The sequence below is a fragment of the Neobacillus niacini genome (genome assembly GCF_031456445.1).
Taxonomy (GTDB): domain Bacteria; phylum Bacillota; class Bacilli; order Bacillales; family Cytobacillaceae; genus Neobacillus; species Neobacillus niacini_I.
Genome location: NZ_JAVDUQ010000047.1, coordinates 22,780 through 30,829, shown reverse-complemented (window position 1 = coordinate 30,829; position 8,050 = coordinate 22,780). Strand labels below are relative to the sequence as shown.

Sequence of the window (8,050 nt, the reverse complement as noted above, 5' to 3'; positions counted from 1 at the left end):
AGCAGAATATTTACTTCTCTTTGACATAAAAAATCCCCCTAAAGTAACGACAGATTTTTGTTTTTTCATCTGTCCACTTTAGAGGGAGCATATCATAATAGTTCGGCCTTTTTCAAAGTTATATTTGACAAAAATCAATTTCACCTGTAAGATAATGTCTTGTGCTTTACAAATTATGTAACTTGGAATTTAGAAAAGAACGCAATGTAAGAATTTTTTCTGGCATTCTGCTTATGTTTTAATAAAAAACTATTCACACTGGATCGGCTTCGGAGCCGTAAGGATGTAAGAGAGGTAGGGCTTACGTCGTTTAGGTAAAACCATCAGTGGAAAAGTAACCGCGGCAATTGGTATATAAAAACAATCATATCTAAATAAATTTTTACCTTGCGATGGCTGAAATCAGGCAACCATTCACAAGTTACGATAACAACCTAATTTTAGGTTAAAGCAAAAAAGGCAGAGGGCAATGTCCTCTGCCTTTGCCAATTTTATGAAAAGTCGTCATCCTCACAGCTTTATCCTTTGATGTTTAATTTTTCGAATCACTTGGTTCAGTACCTCTGAAAAAATTAAACCAAAAGCAATTGCTCCTGAAAGCATTAATACATTGGCTGCATTTCCTAAAGCTTGGTTATAATCATTTTCCACAAAATTGCGCATCGCATCATAGGCAAGTCCTCCAGGTACGAGAGGAATAATTCCGGCAACACTGAAAATAATTACGGGAGTCTTGTAAAATTTCGCCAGCACATGACTAACCACGGCAATAAAAATGGTTGCAATCCAAGTCGCTAAAATTACATCTCCGAAATAATCTTCTATGACATAGTAAATGAGCCAGCCTCCCATGCCAATTAGACCACATTTTATTAATGTATTCTTGGGAGCATTAAAAATGATTCCAAAAGCACCCGTTGCAATAAAACTAGTGATTAATTGGGCTACAATGTTCATGCTGTGCCCTCCTTGTTTTTATAAAAATGATAGGACGATTGCGATTCCTGATCCGATGGCAAAGGCAGTTAGAAATGCTTCTGCCCCTTTTGATAGTCCTGACACTAAATGACCGACCATCAAATCCCTTATCGCATTGGTAATTAATAGTCCGGGAACCAAGGGCATAACAGAGCCAATGATTATTTTATCCAACTCATGACCGATTCCTAATTTTACAAATATAAAAGAAAGCAGACCAATTACAAAGGAAGCCAGGAACTCTGAAAAGAACTTTATGGGCACAAAACGGTGAAAGTAAATATTGCTGAGATATCCAAGCCCACCGGTAATCATTGCCGGAATAAAGTCATTCCAGCCGCCGTTAAACATAATCATAAAACAGCCGCTCGCCATTGATGCCGCCGCCACCTGAACCATGAACGGAAACGTCATGGTTAACGAGTCAAGCTCCTTTAGCAATTTCAACGCTTCTTTTGGGCTTACTTCCCCGCTGCTGATTCTGCGTGAAATACTGTTTACCATCGCGACTTTTTTTAAATCAGTGGAGCGTTCAGAGATCCGAATGAGTTTCGTCTTCGTAGGTTCTGATCCTTCTGCTGAAAAAATGATCCCTGTTGGCGTTACATAACTATGTGAATTTTCAATGCCAAAAGCAGCAGCAATCCGCATCATTGTATCTTCGACCCGATACGTCTCTCCGCCGCTCTGGAGCATGATTTTCCCTGCAAGAAGACATACTTCCATAATTTCATAGGTTTGTTCTGCAAGATTTTCCATTTTCATCGCTCCATTGATCCTTTAACATTCAGATAAATTACAGTTTAAAACAAAACCAATCGAATACGCAATGATCAATTCTTATGAAGACCATTTTCATGGATAGTCGCAGGTTTTTGGGCTTCATCAGCCTTATGAAGACCATTTCCACAGGTTCACCAACGTGTTTTGTCCTTCATCTCCCTTATGAAGACCTTTTTCACAGGCTCACCAACGAGTTTTCAAAAAAAATCACCGAGACGGGGACTATCAGGGGGCTATAGTTCCCGTGTCTTCAAAAAATTCACCAAGAAGGGCACTATCAGGGAGCCAAAGTTCCCGTAGCCGGGTTCTATGCGACCGAATACTAGGAAGAATCCCTTCCACGGTAGCATAGCCGGGTTCTATGCGACCGTATCTAGAGAAGATTCCCTTCCACGGTAGCATAGCATGGTTCTATGCGACCGTATCCAGGGCAGATTCCCTTTCACGGTAGCGTAGCCGGGTTCTATACAACCGTATCCAGGGCAGATTCCCTTTCACGGTAGCATAGCCGGGTTCTATGCGACCGTATCTAGAGAAGATTCCCTTCCACGGTAGCATAGCATGGTTCTATGCGAACGAATCCAGGGCAGATTCCCTTTCACGGTAGCATAGCCGGGTTCTATGCGACCGTATCTAGAGAAGATTTCCTTCCACGGTAGCATAGCATGGTTCTATACAACCGAATCCAGGGCAGAATCCCTTTCACGGTAGCGTAGCCGGGTTATATACGACCGAATCTAAGGAAGATTCCCTTCCACCTTAGAGTTTTGTCCTCCATCTCCCCAAAAATCACTCGCCAATATTGTTTTCAAACCATTCCTGCAGCTCTATTAATGAATTGAAACTAAAAATCTCTTCCCCGTTCTGCCCATTGTCGTGGCCAGTATTCCCTCTTAGGGTAACTTGACCTTCATCACCGGAAATTAAAATGGCATAGGGATGGGCTACATTGATGTACCTTGCATCTAAATCATTGTCGATCCAGTTTTTACTCCGCAAAAACGCCGCATAATTTTCCACAACAATCCCTCCTATCCCCTTATTGTACCTATTTATGAAAAAATAAGACCTCTCCGCCAAAAAACGAAAAGGGAGTATTGGGGACACTTCAGACAGGCAGTATTACCGGTTCCTTATTAGGTCCCATTCTTGGGGGCGTTTTAGCGGATTCACTCGGATATGCGACCAGTTTTAAATGGACATCTATTTCCATTTTCATTTCTGACTTGTTAGTTATTTTTACAAAGGAATTCCGCATCGAAGCAAACAAAAACACGAAATCTCAATACACTAGTAAAGTACAAGCGCCTTACTTATTATAAGCGGTTTGATTTTATTTGCTGCTGTCCACTATCAGCCAAAGTTTTTGAAGCATACAGAATAGACCGCATGTTAAACATACGGCCTTTTCTTTAGGATTTTTACAACTTCAACATGGCTATTTGGCAATTTTCGCTTCTAAAGTAGTAAAATCCAGCTCTTTATAATAACTATTTTTCACTAAAATATTCGGACCTAGGCAAGAAACAGCCGGACAGTGACAATTTAATTCGTTTGCAATACTTGAAGATTGCCAAACTTGATAGGCATCCTCCAGTTTTGTCGTTTTAATATTTCCTAGCGCCGGGGTATCGCCAAAATCGGTGACAATAATATCGCCGTTGAAAATATTCACGTTCAAGCGTGAACGGCCATCGGGGTCGTTTCGGACAGTGACGTTCTTGCTTCCGTATAGGCGTTTCAAAAGATCCAAATCTTCTTGGCTATTGCTGCAAGGGTAAAACGGCAGCGTCCCAAACAGCATCCACACGTTTTCATCTCTAATGTCCAACAAATGATGAATGGCCCCTCTAATTTCATCTAGTGTTAATGTCTCAAGATTGCTGGCAAAATCACTCGGGTACATTGGGTGAACCTCATGGCGCTGGCAGAGCATTTCCTCAACAATTTGCCTGTGAATTTTTTCCAGGTGTGGTAATGTCCGCTTATTCAACATCGTTTCCGCCGATACCATTACACCCGCCTTTACCAACTCACGACTGTTATCTATCATTCTTTCAAAATATTTTTCCCTTTGACTGTATTCCGGCTGTTTCTCCATTCTAGCAAAACCGCCCTCAACAAAATCATCTACCGTTCCCCAGTTATGTGATATATGTAAAACATCCAAATACGGAATGATTAATTCATACCGGTCTAAATCCAGCGTTAAATTGGAATTAATCTGTGTCCGAACCCCGCGTTCATGGGCATATTTTAAAATCGGAACCACATAATTTTTCACCGAAGAAAGGGAAAGCATCGGCTCGCCGCCAGTAATACTAAGTGACCTTAACGTCGGAATTTCTTCTAAACGTTGCAGCAGTAAATCAAGTGGAAGTGCGGCAGGGTCCTTCGTTTGGAGTGTATATCCTACTGCACAATGCTCGCAGCGCATATTACAAAGTGTTGTCGTCGTAAATTCGATATTACTTAACTGAAGTTTTCCATATTGCTCCATGTCTAAATAGGCTTCCCACGGATCATACGATGGGGTAATTTTTTTCATAAATGTCATCTTAATCTCCTTAACAATCAGTCTTTCAAAACCCTACCCATTCTATCATAAGATATTCTCTTAGCAAAAAGACCATTACTAAAAGACCGCAAACTCTTTTATTGCGGTCCCTCAAATCCACATTATTTTCAAATTCCCGGGAAATATCGACAAAAAATCATTCTTTGCTCATGAAGTAAAGATACCCTTTAATCATGAAATAGCTGACTTCTTCAGGCAATAGTTCCTTAATCGGCTTTAAGCGTTCTCGTCCGGCTTCCGCTACTGCTTTTTCCAATAATGGAATGTATTCAGAAGGAATAATTGTCGAAAAATCAACTCCTAATCCCTGCTGAGCACATTGAATCAAATGATTTTCAACGGTACTTAAAGATAAGTCGCGCTGTTTGGCAATTTCCTTTATGGAAAGATTGTTTTGATAAAGGTTAAGGGTTTCCAAATGGGAATCCCCTACCGGTTTTTTCGCAGGCTTTTTGGCTGGCTGTGCTTCTGTTGTGAGCTCACTTTGGTATTCGGGATTTGCCTCGCAAAATTCGCGAATTGCCTGAATAAAATCGAGACCATACTTCTGTAACTTCATTTCTCCCACGCCGCTAACCTGTAAAAACGCATCACTAGATTTCGGCAGTTTAGCACACATATCCTTTAGAGCAGCATCTGAAAAAATCACAAACGGAGGTACTTTTTCCGATTCAGCCATTCTTTTTCTGACCTCACGCAACACTTCAAATAATGGGTCGTTCTTGGATACTTGTTTGACCGTAACCATTTCCCTGCGATGAACTTGTGATTTTCCCAAAAGAACTTCTTTTCCCTTTGGTGAAACAAAAAGTGTTGGAAAGGTTCCTTGTTCAATGGCAATTAATTCTTGTGAAATTAAAAACTCAATAAAATCACCGATATCTTTTGCACCTTGGTCCTTCATGATTCCATAAGTGGAAAGCGTGTTAAATCCCATTTCGGTTACTTTTTTATTTTTAGAACCTGTTAACACTTGGGCGGTAAGTGTTTTTCCGAATCTCTGTCCCATCCGAATAATACAAGACAGCACCATTTGCGCTTCTTTTGTAACATCCACACTCAATCGGGAATCCAAGCAATTGCCGCATCTACCGCAGGCATTAGTTTCTGTTTCACCAAAATAATGTAGAATAAATTCCTGTAAGCAGTCTTCCGTGTGACAATAATCGACCATTTGCTGAAGTTTTTCCAGTTCCTGCGTCATCCGGCTTCGGTCGCTTGATTGATCAATTAAGAAGCGTTGAATTTGCACATCCTGTGAAGAGTGAAGCAGAATACATTCGCTATCAAGTCCGTCCCGGCCGGCACGGCCCGCTTCTTGATAATAGCTTTCCATATTTTTCGGAAGCTGAAAATGAAGGACATATCTTATATTGCTCTTATCGATTCCCATTCCAAAAGCTGAAGTGGCCACCATTACGGATGCTTTATCCTCTAAAAATCGTTCCTGCTCTCGTGCACGCTCTGCATCACCCATCCCTGCATGGTAACGTGCCACATTAATGTTTTCTTTCTTTAACCTTTCGTAGAGCTGGTCAACATTTTTCCTCGTTGCCGCATAAATAATCCCAGCTTCCTTTTCATTCTTTTTTATATAATCAATAAGAAATTTAAGACGGTCCTGTCCTTTAATAACAGAAAAAGAAAGATTCTCCCTTTCAAATCCTGTCATCACCGTGTTCTCTTCTTCAATTTTAAGCAGCGTGCAAATATCTTCACGAACTCTTGGAGTTGCCGTTGCCGTTAAGGCAAGTACAATCGGTTTCTGCGGAAGGCTATTTACCATTTGTTGTATATGGCGGTAACTTGGGCGGAAATCATGCCCCCATTGTGAAATACAGTGGGCTTCATCCACTGCAACTAAAGGAATTTCCATGTTATTAAGGTCTTCGATAAATTCTCGTGATTCCAATCTTTCTGGTGCTATGTATAAAAGCTTGTACTTCCCTTGTTTAGTGTCCTGGATTCGCTCGTTTGCTTCACTGAAGGTTAACGAGCTATTGATAAATGTCGCAGGAATACCTGCCTGGATAAGAGCATCCACCTGGTCTTTCATTAAGGATATCAGCGGAGAAATGACTATGGTTGTTCCCGGAAGGACCATTGCCGGGATTTGATAGCAAATCGATTTACCGCCTCCTGTAGGCATTACACAAATCGTATTGTTTCCCGCTAATACAGATTGAATTGCCTGCTCTTGTCCTTTACGAAAGGATTTGTATCCGAAATACGTTTCTAATATGGGCAGGGCTTGTTCAAACATACCTTGTCACTCCTTTCTATTCTTATTGATTTATTTGGTTACAAGATTAATTGAAAATATCTCCATTAAAGCCTGCTTTCCACTATTGGTAATTTGGAGAGCCCTTGATTTAGGTAAACGTTCAACCCAATGGTTATCTAATAGTAATTCAAGGATAGCGTAACCTAATGCACCTGCTAGGTGATATCTTTTTTCGCTCCAATCCAAACATTTATGACAGAAGGAACGCCGTTTTTTTCTAACCTCTTGAATATTAATTCCTAATGAAGATAGAAAAGCAGCCCCACTATCTGTCAGAATAAAGTCATCTGTTAAAAATCCCTTTTTTATAAGTGCCTCTGTTAGTTGCACACCAAGATATCCAGCAGGATGATCGTAGCATGTCCGAGCAAAGCGGACTTGTTTATCTTCAGTGGATTGTTTCAAAGACCTTATTTTGGGTGGCGGAGACAAAGTTAACAATGTTTCCATTATCTGTGCCACTTCTGGATTTTGTATTTTAAAGTATCGATGTCTTCCTTGATTTTCAACCATAATGAGGTTTGCTTCTATCAATTTAGCAAGATGGTAACTAGTGGTTTGTGGCTTTATCCTTGCCATAAAGGCAAGTTCCCCGGCAGTATGAAATCGGTTATCCATTAATACCGTTAGAATGGCTGCTCTTGAAGGATCACTCACAATGCTGGCAACATTGGAAAGGTTTGGATTAATCATCATATTCTCCTCCCAAAATGTAATCCATATTTCGATGAATATGGAATTATCTCTCCTTTATTATAAAGTTGAAGCCTAAATAAAGGAGTGATTTTCTTGAAAAACTTTATAGAATCTACGGTTATTTCACCAAGAATTCTTTACTATGGGACACCCGTTATTTTATTAACTACCTTAAATCAAGACGGCACCACAAACATTAGTCCAATATCTTCATCTTGGGCGTTAGGGGATTTTATCATATTGGGAATTTCCACTAGTGGAAAAGCATTTGAAAATCTTCAAACACATCCAGAATGTGTAATTAATTTACCCGATCCTTCACTATGGAGGAATGTGGAGAACCTTGCCCCTTTCACGGGCAAAAATCCGGTTCCCGATTTTAAAAAGGAGCTTGGCTTTTCCTATAAAAAGGAGAAATACCCTGCCAGCGGGCTGACTGAGCTTGATTCAAAGATTGCAGCTCCCTCAAGGATTATGGAATGTCCGATTCAAATAGAAGCTAGAGTCTTAAATATTCGGATCCTTGATTACTCCCCAATGTTTGCAATTATTGAATCGAAGGCACTAGTCGTTCATGCCCATACGGAAATTTTAAAAGATACGAACCATATTGATCCGGCAAAATGGAGTCCGTTAATATATAATTTTCGTCATTATTTTGGACTTGGAGAAGAATTGGGGAAAACCTTTCGTTCGGAAACTTAATTAAAACATAAAAAAACTCGTATTTT

Annotated in this window: 8 protein-coding genes; 2 read left to right on the top strand and 6 right to left on the bottom strand. The window is 40.2% G+C overall.

The annotated features are described in order from the left end of the window. Positions 1 to 510: 510 nt before the first annotated feature. From J2Y67_RS25325 to J2Y67_RS25315, 3 genes are all read right to left on the bottom strand, one after another. Complete coding sequence (locus J2Y67_RS25325) at positions 511 to 957, bottom strand: threonine/serine exporter family protein (RefSeq protein WP_310178565.1); 447 nt, start codon at positions 955 to 957, stop codon at positions 511 to 513. Positions 958 to 975: 18 nt separating this feature from the next. Continuing rightward, positions 976 to 1,737, bottom strand: a complete 762-nt coding sequence (locus tag J2Y67_RS25320; protein ID WP_310178562.1) for a threonine/serine exporter family protein — start codon at positions 1,735 to 1,737, stop codon at positions 976 to 978. A gap of 813 nt (positions 1,738 to 2,550) precedes the next feature. After that, a complete protein-coding gene (locus J2Y67_RS25315) occupies positions 2,551 to 2,781 on the bottom strand; it encodes a hypothetical protein (RefSeq protein WP_310178561.1) in 231 nt (76 codons plus the stop codon). Between the two features lie 77 nt (positions 2,782 to 2,858). On the opposite strand from J2Y67_RS25315, the gene J2Y67_RS25310 reads away from it, so the two are divergent. After that, on the top strand, positions 2,859 to 3,083 hold the full coding sequence (locus J2Y67_RS25310) for a hypothetical protein (protein ID WP_310178559.1): 225 nt from the start codon (positions 2,859 to 2,861) through the stop codon (positions 3,081 to 3,083). A gap of 116 nt (positions 3,084 to 3,199) precedes the next feature. Here the strand turns inward: J2Y67_RS25310 and yfkAB are convergent, their stop codons facing one another. From yfkAB to J2Y67_RS25295, 3 genes are all read right to left on the bottom strand, one after another. Beyond that, positions 3,200 to 4,318 (bottom strand): radical SAM/CxCxxxxC motif protein YfkAB, encoded by a 1,119-nt coding sequence (gene yfkAB / locus J2Y67_RS25305; RefSeq protein ID WP_310178557.1) that lies wholly within the window; start codon positions 4,316 to 4,318, stop codon positions 3,200 to 3,202. Between the two features lie 157 nt (positions 4,319 to 4,475). Further along, complete coding sequence (gene recQ, locus J2Y67_RS25300) at positions 4,476 to 6,602, bottom strand: DNA helicase RecQ (protein WP_310178555.1); 2,127 nt, start codon at positions 6,600 to 6,602, stop codon at positions 4,476 to 4,478. Between the two features lie 30 nt (positions 6,603 to 6,632). Beyond that, positions 6,633 to 7,319, bottom strand: coding sequence for an ArsR/SmtB family transcription factor (locus J2Y67_RS25295; RefSeq protein ID WP_310178552.1), 687 nt, complete (start codon positions 7,317 to 7,319; stop codon positions 6,633 to 6,635). A 93-nt stretch (positions 7,320 to 7,412) separates the two neighbouring features. Here J2Y67_RS25295 and J2Y67_RS25290 point away from each other — a divergent pair, with 93 nt between their 5' ends. Continuing rightward, entirely contained in the window at positions 7,413 to 8,024 is a 612-nt protein-coding gene (locus J2Y67_RS25290; protein ID WP_310178549.1) for a flavin reductase family protein, read from the top strand. The last annotated feature ends 26 nt before the right edge of the window (positions 8,025 to 8,050 follow it).

Bases quoted from the DNA above. Each gene is read 5' to 3' on its own strand.
- J2Y67_RS25325 (WP_310178565.1), bottom strand. From the start codon at position 957: ATGAACATTGTAGCCCAATTAATCACTAGTTTTATTGCAACGGGTGCT.
- J2Y67_RS25320 (WP_310178562.1), bottom strand. From the start codon at position 1,737: ATGGAAAATCTTGCAGAACAAACCTATGAAATTATGGAAGTATGTCTT.
- yfkAB (WP_310178557.1), bottom strand. From the start codon at position 4,318: ATGACATTTATGAAAAAAATTACCCCATCGTATGATCCGTGGGAAGCC.
- recQ (WP_310178555.1), bottom strand. From the start codon at position 6,602: ATGTTTGAACAAGCCCTGCCCATATTAGAAACGTATTTCGGATACAAA.
- J2Y67_RS25295 (WP_310178552.1), bottom strand. From the start codon at position 7,319: ATGATGATTAATCCAAACCTTTCCAATGTTGCCAGCATTGTGAGTGAT.